The sequence below is a fragment of the Streptomyces sp. NPDC051218 genome (assembly GCF_044455475.1).
Classification (GTDB): Bacteria; Actinomycetota; Actinomycetes; order Streptomycetales; family Streptomycetaceae; genus Streptomyces.
Genome location: NZ_JBITEU010000001.1, coordinates 150599 through 166765, shown reverse-complemented (window position 1 = coordinate 166765; position 16167 = coordinate 150599). Strand labels below are relative to the sequence as shown.

At 68.4% G+C, this 16167-nt stretch carries 12 protein-coding genes; 7 read left to right on the top strand and 5 right to left on the bottom strand.

Features of this window, described 5'->3' with window-relative positions; all coding sequences use genetic code 11:
* Positions 1–174 precede the first annotated feature (174 nt).
* From ACIBCK_RS00820 to pgi, 7 genes are all read left to right on the top strand, one after another.
* Positions 175–3156: a M14 family zinc carboxypeptidase gene (locus ACIBCK_RS00820; protein ID WP_399385953.1), complete on the top strand. Its 2982-nt coding sequence runs from the start codon at positions 175–177 to the stop codon at positions 3154–3156.
* Positions 3157–3345: 189 nt separating this feature from the next.
* Entirely contained in the window at positions 3346–4356 is a 1011-nt protein-coding gene (gene gap, locus ACIBCK_RS00815; protein WP_399385952.1) for a type I glyceraldehyde-3-phosphate dehydrogenase, read from the top strand.
* Positions 4357–4464: 108 nt separating this feature from the next.
* Positions 4465–5676 carry a phosphoglycerate kinase gene (locus tag ACIBCK_RS00810; protein ID WP_399385951.1) on the top strand — a complete coding sequence of 404 codons (1212 nt, stop codon included), beginning with the start codon at positions 4465–4467 and terminating at the stop codon, positions 5674–5676.
* 6 nt (positions 5677–5682) lie between these two features.
* On the top strand, positions 5683–6459 hold the full coding sequence (gene tpiA, locus ACIBCK_RS00805) for a triose-phosphate isomerase (RefSeq protein ID WP_399385950.1): 777 nt from the start codon (positions 5683–5685) through the stop codon (positions 6457–6459).
* A gap of 125 nt (positions 6460–6584) precedes the next feature.
* Positions 6585–6815 (top strand): preprotein translocase subunit SecG, encoded by a 231-nt coding sequence (secG, locus tag ACIBCK_RS00800; RefSeq protein ID WP_067430519.1) that lies wholly within the window; start codon positions 6585–6587, stop codon positions 6813–6815.
* Positions 6816–7009: 194 nt separating this feature from the next.
* A complete protein-coding gene (locus tag ACIBCK_RS00795; RefSeq protein WP_363208051.1) occupies positions 7010–7345 on the top strand; it encodes an RNA polymerase-binding protein RbpA in 336 nt (111 codons plus the stop codon).
* A 180-nt stretch (positions 7346–7525) separates the two neighbouring features.
* Positions 7526–9178, top strand: coding sequence for a glucose-6-phosphate isomerase (pgi, locus tag ACIBCK_RS00790; RefSeq protein WP_399385949.1), 1653 nt, complete (start codon positions 7526–7528; stop codon positions 9176–9178).
* A gap of 66 nt (positions 9179–9244) precedes the next feature.
* On the opposite strand, the gene pgl is transcribed toward pgi, so the two are convergent.
* From pgl to tkt, 5 genes are read right to left on the bottom strand one after another with little or no spacing between them, the layout of a single operon-like run.
* The gene (gene pgl / locus ACIBCK_RS00785; protein ID WP_399385948.1) at positions 9245–10024 is read right to left on the bottom strand and encodes a 6-phosphogluconolactonase; all 780 of its coding nucleotides are present in this window, start codon (positions 10022–10024) and stop codon (positions 9245–9247) included.
* Positions 10021–11067 (bottom strand): glucose-6-phosphate dehydrogenase assembly protein OpcA, encoded by a 1047-nt coding sequence (gene opcA, locus ACIBCK_RS00780; RefSeq protein WP_399385947.1) that lies wholly within the window; start codon positions 11065–11067, stop codon positions 10021–10023. Before opcA ends, pgl begins: the two co-directional genes overlap by 4 nt.
* Positions 11064–12587, bottom strand: a complete 1524-nt coding sequence (zwf, locus tag ACIBCK_RS00775) for a glucose-6-phosphate dehydrogenase (RefSeq protein ID WP_399385946.1) — start codon at positions 12585–12587, stop codon at positions 11064–11066. Before zwf ends, opcA begins: the two co-directional genes overlap by 4 nt.
* A 5-nt stretch (positions 12588–12592) precedes the next feature.
* Positions 12593–13711, bottom strand: coding sequence for a transaldolase (tal, locus tag ACIBCK_RS00770; protein ID WP_367040668.1), 1119 nt, complete (start codon positions 13709–13711; stop codon positions 12593–12595).
* A 33-nt stretch (positions 13712–13744) separates the two neighbouring features.
* The gene (tkt, locus tag ACIBCK_RS00765; RefSeq protein ID WP_399385945.1) at positions 13745–15838 is read right to left on the bottom strand and encodes a transketolase; all 2094 of its coding nucleotides are present in this window, start codon (positions 15836–15838) and stop codon (positions 13745–13747) included.
* Between the last annotated feature and the right edge of the window lie 329 nt (positions 15839–16167).

Genomic DNA, 16167 nt, shown 5'->3' with positions numbered 1-16167 from the left:
CGCCGTCGTACGTCTTGTGAGCCGCCGGAGCCGTCGAGGCACCGGCGGCTTTTCACATCACTGTGGACGCCACCCGACGGCGCACGTCGGCCTCACGGCATATTGACATGATCATGAAGTGTCACGAGCCTGGCGTTCGCACACAAACGTGCCGGACAACCGCAAGGGGGGCTCATGAGACGAAGAGAGAGATCCAAGAGATCCAGAGCCGGTTTCAGATCCGTCGTCGCCGCGGGCGCGCTGCTCGTCGGCGGTCTCGTCGCCGTGCCGCACGCCCAGGCCGACAGCGGGGCGAAGGCCCCGGCCGCCGACGACCCGGCAGCCGTGAAGGTCTACGAGGCCCAGGTCACCGAGAAGCAGATCCCGGTCCTCGTCGCGGCGGGCCAGGACGCGCACGAGCTGGCGGGCCAGACCCGCGAGCGCGGCACCGCACGCGTCGAGGTCTACCTGACCGAGGCGCAGGCCAAGGGCGTCGAGCAGGAGGGCGTCGAGCTCACCGAGCAGAAGGTCTCCGCCGCCACGGCGCAGAAGCTCAAGGCCGCGGGGGACGGCGTGTACCGCCCGTACAGCGGCAAGGGCGGCCTCAAGGAGGAGATCGTCAAGACCGGTCAGGCCCACCCCGGCCTCACCAAGGTCGTCTCCATCGGCAAGACCCTCAAGGGCCAGGACATCCTCGCCCTGAAGCTCTCCAAGGGCGCGGCGAAGTCCAAGGACGGCTCCAAGCCCTCCACGCTCTACATGTCCAACCAGCACGCGCGCGAGTGGATCACCCCCGAGATGACCCGCCGCCTGATGCACCACTACCTCGACAGCTACGGCAAGGACCAGCGCATCACCAAGCTCGTGAACTCCACCGAGCTGTGGTTCGTGCTCTCCGCCAACCCCGACGGCTACGACTTCACGCACGCCGCCGACGGTGACCGCCAGTGGCGCAAGAACCTCCGCGACATCGACGGCGACGGCAAGGTCGCGGCAGGCGACGGCGTCGACCTCAACCGCAACTTCGCCTACAAGTGGGGCTACGACAACGAGGGTTCGTCCCCCGACCCGTCGTCCGAGACCTACCGCGGTACGGGCCCCATGTCCGAGCCCGAGACCAAGGCGCTCGACCGCTTCCAGAAGCGCATCGGCTTCACGTACGGGATCAACTACCACTCCGCGGCCGAACTGCTCCTCTACGGAGTGGGCTGGCAGGTCGCCACGCCGACCCCGGACGACGTCCTCTACAAGGCGCTGAACGGCACCCCGGAGAAGCCCGCGGTCCCCGGCTACCACCCGCAGGTCGCGTCGGAGCTCTACACCACCAACGGCGAGGCGGACGGCCACGCGGGCAACATCAACGGCATCTCGATGTTCACGCCGGAGATGTCCACCTGCCAGACGGCCTCCAACGTCGACCCGAACGACGCCTGGAAGCCCGAGGACTGCGCCTCCGTCTTCACCTTCCCGGACGACGAGAAGCTGATCCAGCAGGAGTTCGCCAAGAACGTCCCGTTCGCGCTCGCCGTGGCCGAGACGGCACTCCATCCGGACCAGCCGGTCTCCGTCACCGGCATCGACGCCCCGGACTTCACGCCGGACGCCTTCAAGGACTCGTACGCCCGTGGAGGGGACCAGGAAGTCGCCGTCACCGCCCGCAAGTCGGTGCGCGACAAGGAGCTCAACTACCGGATCAACGGCGGCCGTACGCACGACGAGAACCTCAAGGCCTGGAAGGGCGGCGAGACGTACGGCGGTGAGGACAACCTCCACTTCGACCAGTACCGCGCCGAGGTCGAGGACGCGCGCGCCGGCGACAAGGTCGAGGTGTGGTTCACCGGCCGCACCAAGAAGGGGCGCTCGGAAAGCCCGCACTTCACGTACACCGTCACCGAGCGGGCCAAGGCGAACACCCTCGTCGTCGCCGAGGAAGGCGCCTTGGCGACACAGGCCCAGAAGTACGTCGACGCCCTGAAGGCCAACGGCCGTTCCGCCGTGGTCTGGGACGTCACCAAGCAGGGCGCCCCGCACCCGCTCGGCGTCCTGTCGCACTTCTCCGCGGTCGTGCACTACACCGGCGACCCGGTGCCGACGGCAGCGACCCAACTCGCCCTGCGCGCCTACCTCAACGAGGGCGGCAAGCTCATCGAGTCCGGTGAGCGCACGGGTGGCAACGTGGACCTCGGTGACGCGCTCACCGACGACTTCGCGCAGTACTACCTCGGTGCGTACGAACGTCTGTCCGCGCCCGGCGCCACCAGCTTCACCGGCAGCGGCGCCCTCGACGGCGTGCGGACCCCGCTCGCCGCGGCCGACGCCAACCCCCTGGACAAGGCGGGCCGGTACACCGTCACGTCCGACAACCTGCCCGCCGACGAGTTCCCGCAGTTCAAGAGCGCGGCGGCAGGCAGCTATCCCGGGCTCGCCAATCCGTACGCACCCTTCGAGGGCCAGGGCATGGCGTCGGCGTCCCACGCCGACCAGGACTGGAAGCGGCTGACCCGGACGATCGACCTGACTGGGGTCACGGCCGCGGACCAGCCGCAGCTGCGGTTCGCGCTCAACTGGAACCTGGAGAGCGGCTACGACCACGGCGTGCTCGAAGCGCACACCACCGGGGCCGACGACTGGACGACGCTGCCGGACTCGAACGGCAACTCGTCCCAGGCGGTGCCCGCCGAATGCGGGGCCGGGTTCTTCATCAACGGCCACCCGTTCCTGCGGCACTACCTGACGCAGTCGGCGGACGGCTGCACGGCGTCCGGCACGAGTGGGGCCTGGAACAGCTTCACCGGGTCCTCCGGCGGCTGGAAGCCCGTCTCCTTCGACCTGAGCGCCTACGCGGGCAAGACGATCGAGGTGTCCCTCAGCTCCATCACCGACCCCTCCAGCGGGGGCCGTGGACTGTTTGCCGACAACGCTCAGCTCGTGATAGGGGGCAACGCCACACAGACCGAGGGATTCGAGGCCTCGCTGGGCACCTGGAGCGTCGCTCCGGCGCCCCCAGGGAGCCCCGGCATCACGGGTGACTGGACCCGTACGGGAGAGCTCTACAAGCCCTATGCGGCCGTCACAGCGCGTGACAGCGTGCTGCTCGGCTTCGGGTTCGAGCATGTACCCGGAAACGCCGAACGGGCCGCTCTTATGGGCGCATCCCTTGCACATCTGCGCCGCTGACGCTGCGTAATCAGGACCTTGGTCCCGGTGGCTCGTCCTCCCTACTCGGGGGTACGGGCCACCGTGCCGTCCGGACCCCCTGTCGATGTCACCCAAAGGCCATCAGAGAGGTAGGGTCGGAGGCGGTCGGGGACATCCCATACAACTCGCCGGCGTCTGAAACCGGCGTACCAACGAGGAGATCGGTTCGTGACGATCCGCGTAGGCATCAACGGCTTCGGCCGCATCGGGCGCAACTACTTCCGAGCGCTGCTTGAGCAGGGTGCGGACATCGAGATCGTGGCTGTCAACGACCTGGGTGACACCGCGACTACGGCGCACCTCCTGAAGTACGACACCATCCTGGGCCGTCTCAAGGCCGAGGTGTCGCACACCGAGGACACCATCACGGTCGACGGCCACACCATCAAGGTGCTGTCCGAGCGCAACCCCGCCGACATTCCGTGGGGCACGCTCGGCGTCGACATCGTGATCGAGTCGACCGGCATCTTCACCAAGAAGGCCGATGCCGCGAAGCACATCGCCGGTGGCGCGAAGAAGGTCCTCATCTCGGCTCCGGCCAAGGATGAGGACATCACCATCGTGATGGGCGTCAACCAGGACAAGTACGACGCGGACAACCACCACGTCATCTCGAACGCGTCCTGCACCACCAACTGTGTGGCGCCGATGGCGAAGGTTCTCGACGAGAACTTCGGCATCGTCAAGGGCCTGATGACGACGGTCCACGCGTACACCAACGACCAGCGCATCCTGGACTTCCCGCACTCGGACCTGCGTCGCGCCCGCGCCGCCGCCGAGAACATCATCCCGACCACGACCGGCGCCGCCAAGGCGACCGCTCTGGTCCTTCCGCAGCTCAAGGGCAAGCTCGACGGCATCGCGATGCGCGTCCCGGTCCCGACGGGCTCGGCCACCGACCTCGTCGTCGACCTCCAGCGCGAGGTCACCAAGGACGAGGTCAACGCCGCGTTCAAGAAGGCCGCCGACGACGGCGCCCTCAAGGGCATCCTCTTCTACACCGAGGACCCGATCGTCTCGTCGGACATCGTGAGCGACCCGGCCTCCTGCACCTTCGACTCCTCCCTGACCATGGTCCAGGAGGGCAAGACGGTGAAGATCCTCGGCTGGTACGACAACGAGTGGGGCTACTCCAACCGCCTCGTCGACCTCACGGTCTTCGTCGGCGGCCAGCTCTGATCACCAGAGCAGGCACCTCGATGTGAGCACAGGGTCCGGACCGCGTAAAGTCACGCGGTCCGGGCCTTGTTGCACGTCAGCCCTCTTACAGAGTCCTGGAGTCCAGCCATGAAGACGATCGACGAACTTCTCGCCGAAGGGGTCGAAGGCAAGCGGGTCTTCGTCCGCGCCGACCTCAATGTGCCGCTCGCCGACGGCACCATCACCGACGACGGCCGCATCCGCGCCGTCCTGCCGACCGTCACCAAGCTCGCCGAGGCCGGCGCCAAGGTGATCGTCGCCTCGCACCTCGGCCGCCCCAAGGGCGCGCCGGACCCGGCGTTCTCGCTGCTGCCCGCCGCCGAGCGCCTCGGTGAACTCCTCGGCAAGCCCGTGGCGTTCGCCCAGGACACCGTCGGCCCTGCCGCGCACGACGCGGTCGACGGCCTCGAGTCCGGCCAGGTCGCCGTGATCGAGAACCTGCGCTTCAACGCGGGCGAGACGTCCAAGGACGACACCGAGCGCGGCGAGTTCGCCGACAAGCTCGCCGCCCTCGCGGATGTCTACGTAGGCGACGGATTCGGCGCGGTGCACCGCAAGCACGCCTCCGTGTACGACCTTCCCGCGCGTCTGCCGCACTTCGCGGGCTACCTCATCGCCACCGAGGTCGGCGTCCTGAAGAAGCTCACCGAGGACGTCAAGCGCCCCTACGTGGTCGCGCTCGGCGGCGCCAAGGTCTCCGACAAGCTGGCCGTCATCGACCAGCTGCTCGGCAAGGCCGACCGTCTCCTGATCGGCGGCGGCATGGCCTACACCTTCCTGAAGGCGCAGGGCCACGAGGTCGGCATCTCCCTCCTCCAGGAGGACCAGGTCCCGACCGTCAAGGAGTACATCAAGCGCGCGCAGGACAGCGGCGTCGAGCTGGTCCTTCCCGTCGACGTGCTGGTCTCCACCGAATTCCCCGACCTGAAGACCAAGGCCCCGGCCAACCCCACCACGGTCGCCGCGGACGCCATCCCGGCCGACCAGGAGGGTCTGGACATCGGTCCCGAGACCCGTAAGCTCTACGCCTCGAAGCTCACCGACGCGGCCACCGTGTTCTGGAACGGCCCGATGGGCGTCTTCGAGCACCCGGACTACGCCGAGGGCACCAAGGCGGTCGCCCAGGCCCTCCTCGACTCCCCGGCCTTCACGGTCGTCGGCGGTGGCGACTCCGCCGCGGCCGTCCGCACGCTGGGCTTCGACGAGAACGCATTCGGCCACATTTCCACCGGCGGCGGCGCCTCCCTCGAATACCTCGAGGGCAAGACGCTCCCCGGCCTCGCCGCACTGGAGAACTGACACCTGATGACTACGCGCACCCCGCTGATGGCGGGCAACTGGAAGATGAACCTCAACCACCTCGAGGCCATCGCGCACGTCCAGAAGCTCGCCTTCGCCCTCGCCGACAAGGACTACGAGGCCGTCGAGGTCGCCGTCCTGCCTCCCTTCACCGACCTGCGTTCGGTGCAGACCCTGGTCGACGGTGACAAGCTCAAGATCAAGTACGGCGCCCAGGACATCTCGGCGCACGACTCCGGTGCCTACACCGGTGAGATCTCGGGCCCGATGCTCTCCAAGCTGAAGTGCACGTACGTGGCCGTCGGCCACTCCGAGCGCCGTCAGTACCACGACGAGAGCGACGAGATCTGCAACGCCAAGGTGAAGGCCGCCTACAAGCACGGCCTGACCCCGATCCTCTGCATCGGCGAGGGCCTCGACATCCGTGAGGCCGGCCAGCAGATCCAGTACACCCTCGCCCAGCTCGACGGCGGCCTGAAGGACCTCCCCGCCGAGCAGGCCGAGACCATCGTCATCGCGTACGAGCCGGTGTGGGCGATCGGCACCGGCAAGGTCGCGACCCCCGAGGACGCGCAGGAGGTCTGCGGCGCGATCCGCGGCCGCCTCGCCGAGCTGTACTCGCAGGAGCTCGCCGACAAGGTGCGCATCCAGTACGGCGGCTCCGTGAAGTCCGGCAACGTCGCCGCGATCATGGCGCAGCGCGACGTCGACGGCGCCCTGGTGGGCGGCGCGGCGCTGGACTCGGACGAGTTCGTCAAGATCGTCCGCTTCCGCGACCAGTGAGTATGCGGTAGCGCCGATACGTCGTACCCTTGCGGGGGCCGGGAGCCTTCTCATCAAGAGGCATCCGGCCCCCGTCGTCGATACAGAGCCGATTCAGATCCGAGGAAGTTGGTCCAGCCGTGGTTATGGGGTTCTCGATCGCCCTGATCGTCTTCAGTGGGCTGATGATGCTGCTTGTGCTGATGCACAAGGGCAAGGGCGGCGGTCTTTCCGACATGTTCGGCGGCGGCATGCAGTCGTCCGTCGGCGGCTCGTCGGTCGCCGAGCGCAACCTCGACCGCATCACTGTCGTGGTCGGTCTTCTCTGGTTCGCGTGCATTGTCGTGCTCGGCCTGTTGATGAAGGTGAACAACTGACCGCGAAAGCGGCTTGATTGCTACCTTGCGAAAGCTTCGCCTAAAGCCCCATGTACGGTGCGCGCCGCACGGCGCGGATTATCATGGGGCTTGCGTGTCGGGGTGCGGGTGTAACTCCCAACACTGGACGCGCGTTGGGCCTTACGTAGACTGAGGCGCCCGCAGCAGCACCATCACGCAGGGGAGTTACGACCGTGGCAAGTGGCAACGCGATCCGAGGAAGTCGGGTCGGGGCGGGGCCGATGGGCGAGGCCGAGCGCGGTGAGTCCGCGCCGCGACTGCGCATCTCCTTCTGGTGCTCCAACGGACACGAGACGGTGCCCAGCTTCGCCAGCGACGCGCAGGTCCCCGATACCTGGGACTGCCCCCGCTGCGGCTTCCCCGCAGGTCAGGACCGGGACAACCCGCCGGACCCACCCCGCACCGAGCCGTACAAAACGCACCTGGCGTATGTACGGGAGCGGCGAACCGACGCGGACGGCGAGGCGATTCTCGCGGAGGCGCTGGCAAAACTGCGGGGCGAGATCTAGAGCGTTGAGAAGGGCCGGACATCCGTCGATGTCCGGCCGCTGTGCTTTTCATGCGTCGTTTACTGGCACGTGTGCGGACAGACAGCTTCAGAGATCTCATATCGGGCCCTGATCAATTAGGTTGGAACGTGCAGCGGGGCAAGGTACGTACACAGGTACGAGAGAAGGCTGAAGTCCGAGATGAACGCAGAAAGCCGCGCCAGGCTCAACCAGACGCCCGAATGGGCGGCGATCGGCAAGCACCGTGAGCAGCTGGGGGAGGTGCAGCTGCGTGATCTTTTCGCCAAGGATCCGGCGCGCGGCACGGCGTACACGCTCCAGGTCGGTGACCTGCACGTCGACTATTCCAAGCACTTCGTCACGGACGAGACGCTGACGCTGCTGCGCGAGCTCGCCGCGGCCACCGACGTCTTCGGCCTGCGGGACGCCATGTTCCGCGGCGAGAAGATCAACACCACCGAGGACCGCGCCGTCCTGCACACGGCGCTGCGCGCCCCGCGGGACGCGGTGATCGAGGTCGACGGCGAGAACGTCGTGCCGGCCGTGCACGCCGTGCTCGACAAGATGGCCGCCTTCGCGGACAAGGTCCGCTCCGGCGAGTGGACCGGCCACACCGGCAAGCGCATCAAGAACATCGTGAACGTCGGCATCGGCGGCTCGGACCTCGGTCCCGCCATGGCGTACGAGGCGCTGCGCTCCTTCACCGACCGCGACCTCACCGTGCGCTTCGTGTCGAACGTCGACGGCGCCGACCTGCACGAGGCCGTGCGGGACCTGGACCCGGCCGAGACGCTGTTCGTCATCGCGTCGAAGACGTTCACCACGATCGAGACGATCACGAACGCGACCTCCGCGCGCGACTGGCTCCTGACCGGCCTGCGCGCCGACCAGAGCGCTGTCGCCAAGCACTTCGTGGCCCTGTCGACGAACGCCGAGAAGGTCTCCGACTTCGGCATCGACACGGCCAACATGTTCGAGTTCTGGGACTGGGTCGGCGGCCGTTACTCGTACGACTCGGCGATCGGTCTCTCGCTGATGATCGCGATCGGCCCGGACGCTTTCCGCGAGATGCTGGCCGGCTTCCACCTCGTCGACGAGCACTTCCGCACCGCGTCCGCCGAGTCCAACGTCCCTTTGCTGCTCGGCCTGTTGGGCATCTGGTACGGCAACTTCCACGACGCCCAGTCGCACGCGGTCCTGCCGTACTCGCACTACCTCTCCAAGTTCACCGCCTACCTCCAGCAGCTGGACATGGAGTCCAACGGCAAGTCGGTGGGCCGTGACGGCGAGCCGGTCGACTGGCAGACGGGCCCGGTCGTCTGGGGTACCCCGGGCACCAACGGCCAGCACGCGTACTACCAACTCATCCACCAGGGCACGAAGTTGATTCCGGCCGACTTCATCGGCTTCGCCGAGCCCGTCGCCGATCTGCTGCCCGGCCTGGTCGCCCAGCACGACCTCCTGATGGCCAACTTCTTCGCGCAGACACAGGCGTTGGCCTTCGGTAAGACGCCCGACGAGGTACGGGCCGAGGGCGTGTCGGAGGAGCTCGTCCCGCACAAGACGTTCAAGGGCAACCACCCGACGACGACGATCCTCGCCAAGGAGCTGACACCGTCGGTTCTCGGTCAGCTCATCGCGCTCTACGAGCACAAGGTGTTCGTGCAGGGCGCCGTGTGGAACATCGACTCGTTCGACCAGTGGGGTGTCGAGCTCGGCAAGGTGCTCGCCAAGCGCATCGAGCCCGCCCTGACGGAGGGCGCCGACGTGGCGGACCTCGACGGGTCCACGACAGCGCTGGTCGCCAAGTACCGCGACATGCGCGGGCGTTGAGCCACTGAAACAGTACGGCCCGGTCCACCAGGAAGGCGGACCGGGCCGTACTGCTGTGCGTGAACCTCAGGGAGAAGCCGGCGGATACAGATCGCGCGGCAGCTGCGAGGCCGCCGCGGCGTCGAGCAGCCACAGCGTCCGTGACCTGCCGTACGCGCCCGCCGCGGGCGCCTGTACCTCGCCCGCGCCCGACAGGGCGATCGCCGCGGCGTTCGCCTTGTCCTCGCCCGCCGCGAGCAGCCACACCTCACGGGCCGAGCGGATCGCCGGAAGCGTCATCGTGATGCGCACGGGCGGCGGCTTGGGCGCGCCGTGCACGCCGACCACCGTCCGCTCCGTCTCGCGGACCGCGGGCAACGCCGGGAAGAGCGAGGCGACATGGGTGTCCGGGCCGACGCCCAGCATCAGCACGTCGAACGTCGGCACCGGGCCGTGGTCCTCGGGCCCCGCGGCGGCGGTGAGCTCCGCGGCGTACACCCCGGCCGCCGCGTCCACCTCGTAGGCGCCGTCGGATGCGGGCATCGGATGCACCCGGGCCGGGTTGAGCGGCACCGAGTCGAGCAGCGCCTCCTTGGCCTGGGCGTAGTTGCGCTCCGGGTCGCCGTCCGGCAGGAAGCGCTCGTCGCCCCACCACAGGTCCAGCCGCGACCAGTCGATCGCGTCCTTCCCGGGGGACGAACCCAGCGCCGTGAGCAGGCCGTTGCCGTTGCGGCCGCCGGTGAGGACCACCGACGCGAAGCCTCGGGCGGCCTGCGCGTCGACGATCTTCGTGATGAGGCGGTCAGCCGCGGCCTGCGCCATCAGCTCCTTGTCCCGGTGCACCACCAGCTGCGGGGCCGCGTTCATTTCGCCGCCGCCTTCTTGGCCGGGGCCTTCTTCGCCGGGGTGGCCTTCTTCGCGGGGCCTGCCTTCTTCGCCGCCTCCGCGGGCTCCTCCACCGTGGGAACCGCGGTCTCCGTCTCGTACTCGCCCAGGCGGTCCACACCGAACTTCAGCGCGGACGCGTAGGTGTCGTCCGGGTCGAGACGCCGCAGCTCCTCGGCGATCAGCTCGGCCGTCTCGCGGCGCTTGAGCGCCACCGCGCGGTCGGGCTGCCCCTGCATGGAGAGCGTGGCGAGCGAGCCGTCGGCCCGCCCGAGCACGATGGGACCGCAGTCCGTGTCCATGCGGACGCCGGTCAGGCCGGGGCCCGAGGAGAGCGAGCGCTTCACGGGGACGGAGAGCCGGTCCGCGAGCCACATGGCGAGCAGCTCGCAGCTCGGGTTGAACTCCTCGCCCTCCACCTCGACCGACGTCACCTTGCAGGTGATCTGGTCGAGCGCCGCCGCGAGCATCGAGCGCCACGGGGTGATCCGGGTCCAGGACAGGTCCGTGTCGCCGGGGCTGTAGGCGTCGGCGCGCGCGGTCAGCTCGTGGATCGGCTGCTCGGCGGCGTACGTGTCCGTGACGCGGCGCTGGGCGAGCGCGCCCAGCGGGTCCTTGGCCGGGTTGAGCGGCGCGTTGACCGGCCACCACACGACCACGGGGGCGTCGGGGAGCAGCAGCGGCAGGACGACCGACTGGGCGTGGTTGATGACCTCGCCGTAGAGCCGCAGGATCACCGTCTCGCCGGTGCCCGCGTCCGCGCCGACCCGTACCTCGGCGTCGAGGCGCGAGGTCGTGCGGTCACGGGGCGAGCGCGCGGCGCGCTTGATGACGACCAGGGTGCGCGAGGGGTGCTCGCGGGACGCTTCGTTGGCGGCCTTCAGGGCGTCGTAGGCGTTCTCCTCGTCGGTGACGATGACGAGGGTGAGGACCATGCCGACGGCCGGGGTGCCGATGGCCCTGCGGCCCTTCACGAGCGCCTTGTTGATCTTGCTGGAAGTGGTGTCCGTCAGGTCGATCCTCATGGGCGACGCCAGCTCCGTCCGTCTCGTGCGAGCATTTCGTCCGCCTCGGACGGGCCCCAGGTCCCGGACGGGTACTGCGCGGGCTTGCCGTGCTTGTCCCAGTACTCCTCGATCGGGTCGAGGATGTTCCAGGACAGCTCGACCTCCTCCGTGCGCGGGAAGAGGTTGGCGTCGCCGAGCAGGACGTCCAGGATCAGGCGCTCGTACGCCTCCGGGCTGGACTCGGTGAAGGACTCGCCGTACGCGAAGTCCATCGACACGTCACGGATCTCCATCGAGGTGCCGGGCACCTTCGAGCCGAACCGCACCGTGATTCCCTCGTCGGGCTGGACGCGGATGACGATCGCGTTCTGGCCCAGCTCCTCCGTCGCCGTGTGGTCGAAGGGGGAGTGGGGCGCGCGCTGGAAGACGACCGCGATCTCGGTGACGCGGCGGCCCAGGCGCTTGCCCGTACGGAGGTAGAAGGGGACGCCCGCCCAGCGGCGGTTGTCCACCTCCAGCTTGATCGCCGCGTAGGTGTCGGTCTTCGACTTGGGGTCGATGCCGTCTTCCTGGAGGTAGCCGACGGCCTTCTCGCCGCCCTGCCACCCCGCGGCGTACTGCCCGCGGACCGTGCTCGCGCCGAGGTCCTTGGGCAGCTTCACGGCGCCGAGGACCTTCGCCTTCTCGGCGACCAGGGCGTCCGCGTCGAAGGAGGCGGGCTCCTCCATCGCGGTGAGCGCCATCAGCTGGAGCAGGTGGTTCTGGATGACGTCACGGGCGGCGCCGATGCCGTCGTAGTAACCGGCCCGGCCGCCGATGCCGATGTCCTCGGCCATGGTGATCTGGATGTGGTCCACGTACGACCGGTTCCAGATCGGCTCGAACATCTGGTTGGCGAAGCGGAGCGCCAGGATGTTCTGGACCGTCTCCTTGCCGAGGTAGTGGTCGATCCGGAACACCTGGTCCGGATCGAACACCTCGTGCACGATCGAGTTGAGCTCCCGGGCGGACGCCAGGTCGTGCCCGAAGGGCTTCTCGATGACGCCACGGCGCCAGGAGCCCTCGGGAGCGTCCGCGAGCCCGTGCTTCTTGAGCTGCTGGACGACCTGGGGGAAGAACTTCGGCGGCACGGAGAGGTAGAAGGCGAAGTTGCCGCCCGTGCCCTGCGCCTTGTCGAGGTCCTGGATGGTGGCCTTGAGCTGCTCGAAGGCGGCGTCGTCGTCGAAGTTGCCCTGGACGAAGCGCATGCCCTGGATGAGCTGCTGCCAGACCTCCTCGCGGAACGGCGTGCGCGAGTGCTCCTTGACCGCGTCGTGGACGACCTGGGCGAAGTCCTCGTCCTCCCAGTCGCGGCGCGCGAAGCCGATGAGCGAGAAGCCCGGCGGCAACAGGCCTCGGTTGGCGAGGTCATAGACAGCGGGCATCAGCTTTTTACGGGACAAATCGCCCGTGACGCCAAAGATGACCAGGCCCGACGGCCCCGCGATACGCGGGAGCCGTCGGTCTGCGGCGTCACGCAGCGGATTGCTGCTTGACAAGATGGTCAGCCCTCCGAAGGGGTGAGGCGCTTGAGCTCCGCCTCGGTGGACTTGAGCAGGTCGTTCCAGGACGCCTCGAACTTCTCGACGCCCTCGTCCTCGAGCAGCTGCACCACGTCGTCGTAGCTGATGCCGAGCTTCTCGACGGCCTCGATCTCGCCGCGCGCCGCGTCGTACGTACCGGCCACGGTGTTGCCCGTGATCTGGCCGTGGTCGGCGGTGGCCTCCAGGGTCGCCTCCGGCATCGTGTTCACCGTGTTCGGCGCGACCAGGTCGTCGACGTACAGGGTGTCCTTGTACGCCGGGTCCTTGACGCCGGTCGATGCCCACAGCGGACGCTGCTTGTTGGCCTGCGCCTTGTCGAGCGCGGCCCAGCGGTCGGAGGAGAAGACCTCCTCGTACGCCTCGTACGCGAGGCGGGCGTTGGCGAGCGCGGCCTTGCCCTTGGCGGACTTGGCCTCGTCGGTGCCGAGCGCGTCCAGGCGCTTGTCGATCTCGGTGTCCACACGGGACACGAAGAAGGACGCCACCGAGTGGATCTTGGAGAGGTCCAGGCCCGCGGCCTTCGCCTTCTCCAGGCCCGCCAGGTACGCGTCCATGACCTCGCGGTAGCGCTCGAGCGAGAAGATCAGCGTCACGTTCACGCTGATGCCCCTGCCGATGACCTCGGTGATCGCGGGCAGGCCCGCCTTCGTCGCCGGGATCTTGATGAGCGTGTTCGGGCGGTCCACCAGCCAGGCGAGCTGCTTGGCCTCGGCGACCGTCGACTTGGTGTTGTGCGCCAGGCGCGGGTCGACCTCGATCGACACACGGCCGTCCTGGCCGCCCGTCGCGTCGAAGACCGGGCGCAGGATGTCGGCGGCGTCACGGACGTCCGCCGTCGTGATCATGCGGATGGCCTCTTCGACGGTGACACCGCGCGAGGCGAGGTCGGAGAGCTGCTGGTCGTAGCCGTCGCCCTGCGAGATCGCCTTCTGGAAGATCGACGGGTTCGTGGTGACACCCACCACGTGGCTCTGGTCGATCAGTTCGGCGAGGTTGCCGGACGTGATCCGCTTGCGCGACAGGTCGTCCAGCCAGATCGCGACGCCTTCGTCGGAGAGGCGCTTGAGTGCGTCTGTCATGGGGTTACATCTCCTACTTGTCGTATGTCGGCGTCAGCGCTGAGCGGCGTCGATCGATTCCCGGGCGGCGGAGGCCACCGCGTCGGCGGTGAACCCGAACTCCCGGAACAGCACCTTGGCGTCCGCGGAAGCACCGAAGTGCTCCAGCGAGACGATGCGCCCGGCGTCACCCACGAAGCGGTGCCAGGTCAGGCCGATGCCCGCCTCGACCGCCACGCGCGCCTTGACGGACGGCGGGAGCACGCTGTCGCGGTACTCCTTGTCCTGCGCCTCGAACCACTCGACGCACGGCATCGAGACGACGCGCGTGGGAACGCCCGCGGCCTGGAGCTGCTCGCGCGCCTCGACGGCGAGCTGCACCTCGGAGCCGGTGCCGATGAGGACGACCTCGGGAGTGCCGCCGTCGGCCTCGAAGAGGACGTAGCCACCCTTGACGGCGCCTTCGGTGGCCTCGCGGTCGTACGTCGGCACGCCCTGGCGGGTCAGCGCGAGGCCGTGCGGGGCGCCCTTGCCGAACTCCTTGGTGTAGCGCTTGAGGATCTCGCGCCACACGACGGCGGTCTCGTTCGCGTCCGCCGGGCGGACGACGTTCAGGCCCGGGATGGCACGCAGCGAGGCCAGGTGCTCGACCGGCTGGTGCGTCGGGCCGTCCTCGCCGAGGCCGACGGAGTCGTGCGTCCACACGTACGTCACCGGCAGGTGCATCAGCGCGGACAGCCGGACGGCGTTGCGCATGTAGTCGGAGAACACCAGGAAGGTGCCGCCGAAGATGCGCGTATTGCCGTGCAGCGCGATGCCGTTCATCTCCGCGGCCATGGAGTGCTCGCGGATGCCGAAGTGGATCGTGCGGCCGTACGGGTCGGCACCCGGCAGCGGGTTGCCCACCGGCAGGAACGACGACGTCTTGTCGATCGTCGTGTTGTTCGAGCCCGCGAGGTCGGCGGAGCCGCCCCACAGCTCGGGGATGACCGGGCCGAGGGCCTGAAGGATCTTGCCGGACGCGGCACGCGTCGCGACAGCCTTGCCCGCCTCGAAGACCGGGAGCTTCTCCTCCCAGCCCTGCGGGAGCTCGCCCGCGGCGATGCGGTCGAAGTCGGCGGCGCGCTCGGAGTCGGCGGTGCGCCAGGCGGCGAAGCCCTTCTCCCACTCGGCCTTGGCGTCACGGCCGCGGTCGAGGGCGGCGCGGGTGTGCGTGAGGACCTCGTCCGAGACCTCGAAGGTCTGCTCCGGGTCGAAGCCGAGGACACGCTTGGTGGCCGCGACCTCTTCGTCGCCGAGCGCCGAGCCGTGCGCGGCTTCGGTGTTCTGCGCGTTCGGCGCGGGCCAGGCGATGATCGAGCGCATCGCGATGAAGGAGGGGCGCTCCGTCTCCGCCTTCGCGGCCAGGATCGCCTTGTAGAGGGCGGCGGGGTCGAGGTCGCCGTCCTCCTTGGGCTCCACGCGCTGGACGTGCCAGCCGTAGGCCTCGTACCGCTTCATCGTGTCTTCGGAGACCGCGGTCTCCGTGTCGCCCTCGATGGAGATGTGGTTGTCGTCCCACAGCAGTACGAGGTTGCCGAGCTTCTGGTGCCCGGCCAGCGACGACGCCTCGCCGGAGATGCCCTCCTGGAGGCAGCCGTCACCGGCGATCGCGAAGATGTGGTGGTCGAACGGCGACTCGCCGGCAGCGGTCTCCGGGTCGAACAGGCCTCGCTCGTAACGGGCGGCCATCGCCATGCCCACGGCGTTCGCGACGCCCTGGCCGAGCGGGCCCGTCGTCGTCTCCACACCCGTGGTGTGCCCGTACTCCGGGTGACCTGGGGTCTTGGAACCCCAGGTGCGGAACGCCTTCAGGTCATCGAGCTCCAGGCCGAAGCCGGCCAGGTAGAGCTGGATGTAGAGGGTCAGGGACGAGTGGCCCGCGGAAAGAACGAACCGGTCGCGCCCGGTCCACTCGGCGTCCGCGGGGTCGTGCCGCATCACCTTCTGGAAGAGGGTGTACGCGGCAGGCGCGAGGCTCATGGCCGTACCAGGATGGCCGTTGCCGACCTTCTGTACGGAGTCCATGGCCAGGACGCGGGCAGTATCAACAGCCCGCTGGTCCAGTTCGGTCCACTCGAGGTCTGTGGTGGTCGGCTTGGTGCTCACCCTGAGTCAGGGCTCCTCTCCACATGTCGAATGCCGGCGATGTAGATCCCACCGGCCGATGTCGAGCCTACCGCTGTAAAGACGTGCATTTTTTCGAGTCATTCCAGAGTGCCGGGGTGTGCCGGTATCCGCCTCCCGAAAGGGATCCACGGTGTTCACCATGTGATCTCCAGGCCGCTCATCTGGACTCTCGGAACGAGTACGGGACCGCTCATCTGAACGGGTGTCGGGCCGTGTTTCGGGCGGCCCAACACGCTGCTCAACACGACCCCACCCCCGCGAAGGGCGAGGTATGGGCAACGTCTACAGTGGCGTGGTACGCGCGAGCC

What these genes read in the sequence shown, in the direction of transcription:
- pgl (WP_399385948.1), bottom strand. Translation starts at nt 10,024, where the DNA reads ATGAACGCGGCCCCGCAGCTGGTGGTGCACCGGGACAAGGAGCTGATG.
- ACIBCK_RS00820 (WP_399385953.1), top strand. Translation starts at nt 175, where the DNA reads ATGAGACGAAGAGAGAGATCCAAGAGATCCAGAGCCGGTTTCAGATCC.
- tal (WP_367040668.1), bottom strand. Translation starts at nt 13,711, where the DNA reads ATGACAGACGCACTCAAGCGCCTCTCCGACGAAGGCGTCGCGATCTGG.
- secG (WP_067430519.1), top strand. Translation starts at nt 6,585, where the DNA reads ATGGGGTTCTCGATCGCCCTGATCGTCTTCAGTGGGCTGATGATGCTG.
- tpiA (WP_399385950.1), top strand. Translation starts at nt 5,683, where the DNA reads ATGACTACGCGCACCCCGCTGATGGCGGGCAACTGGAAGATGAACCTC.
- opcA (WP_399385947.1), bottom strand. Translation starts at nt 11,067, where the DNA reads ATGAGGATCGACCTGACGGACACCACTTCCAGCAAGATCAACAAGGCG.
- pgi (WP_399385949.1), top strand. Translation starts at nt 7,526, where the DNA reads ATGAACGCAGAAAGCCGCGCCAGGCTCAACCAGACGCCCGAATGGGCG.
- ACIBCK_RS00810 (WP_399385951.1), top strand. Translation starts at nt 4,465, where the DNA reads ATGAAGACGATCGACGAACTTCTCGCCGAAGGGGTCGAAGGCAAGCGG.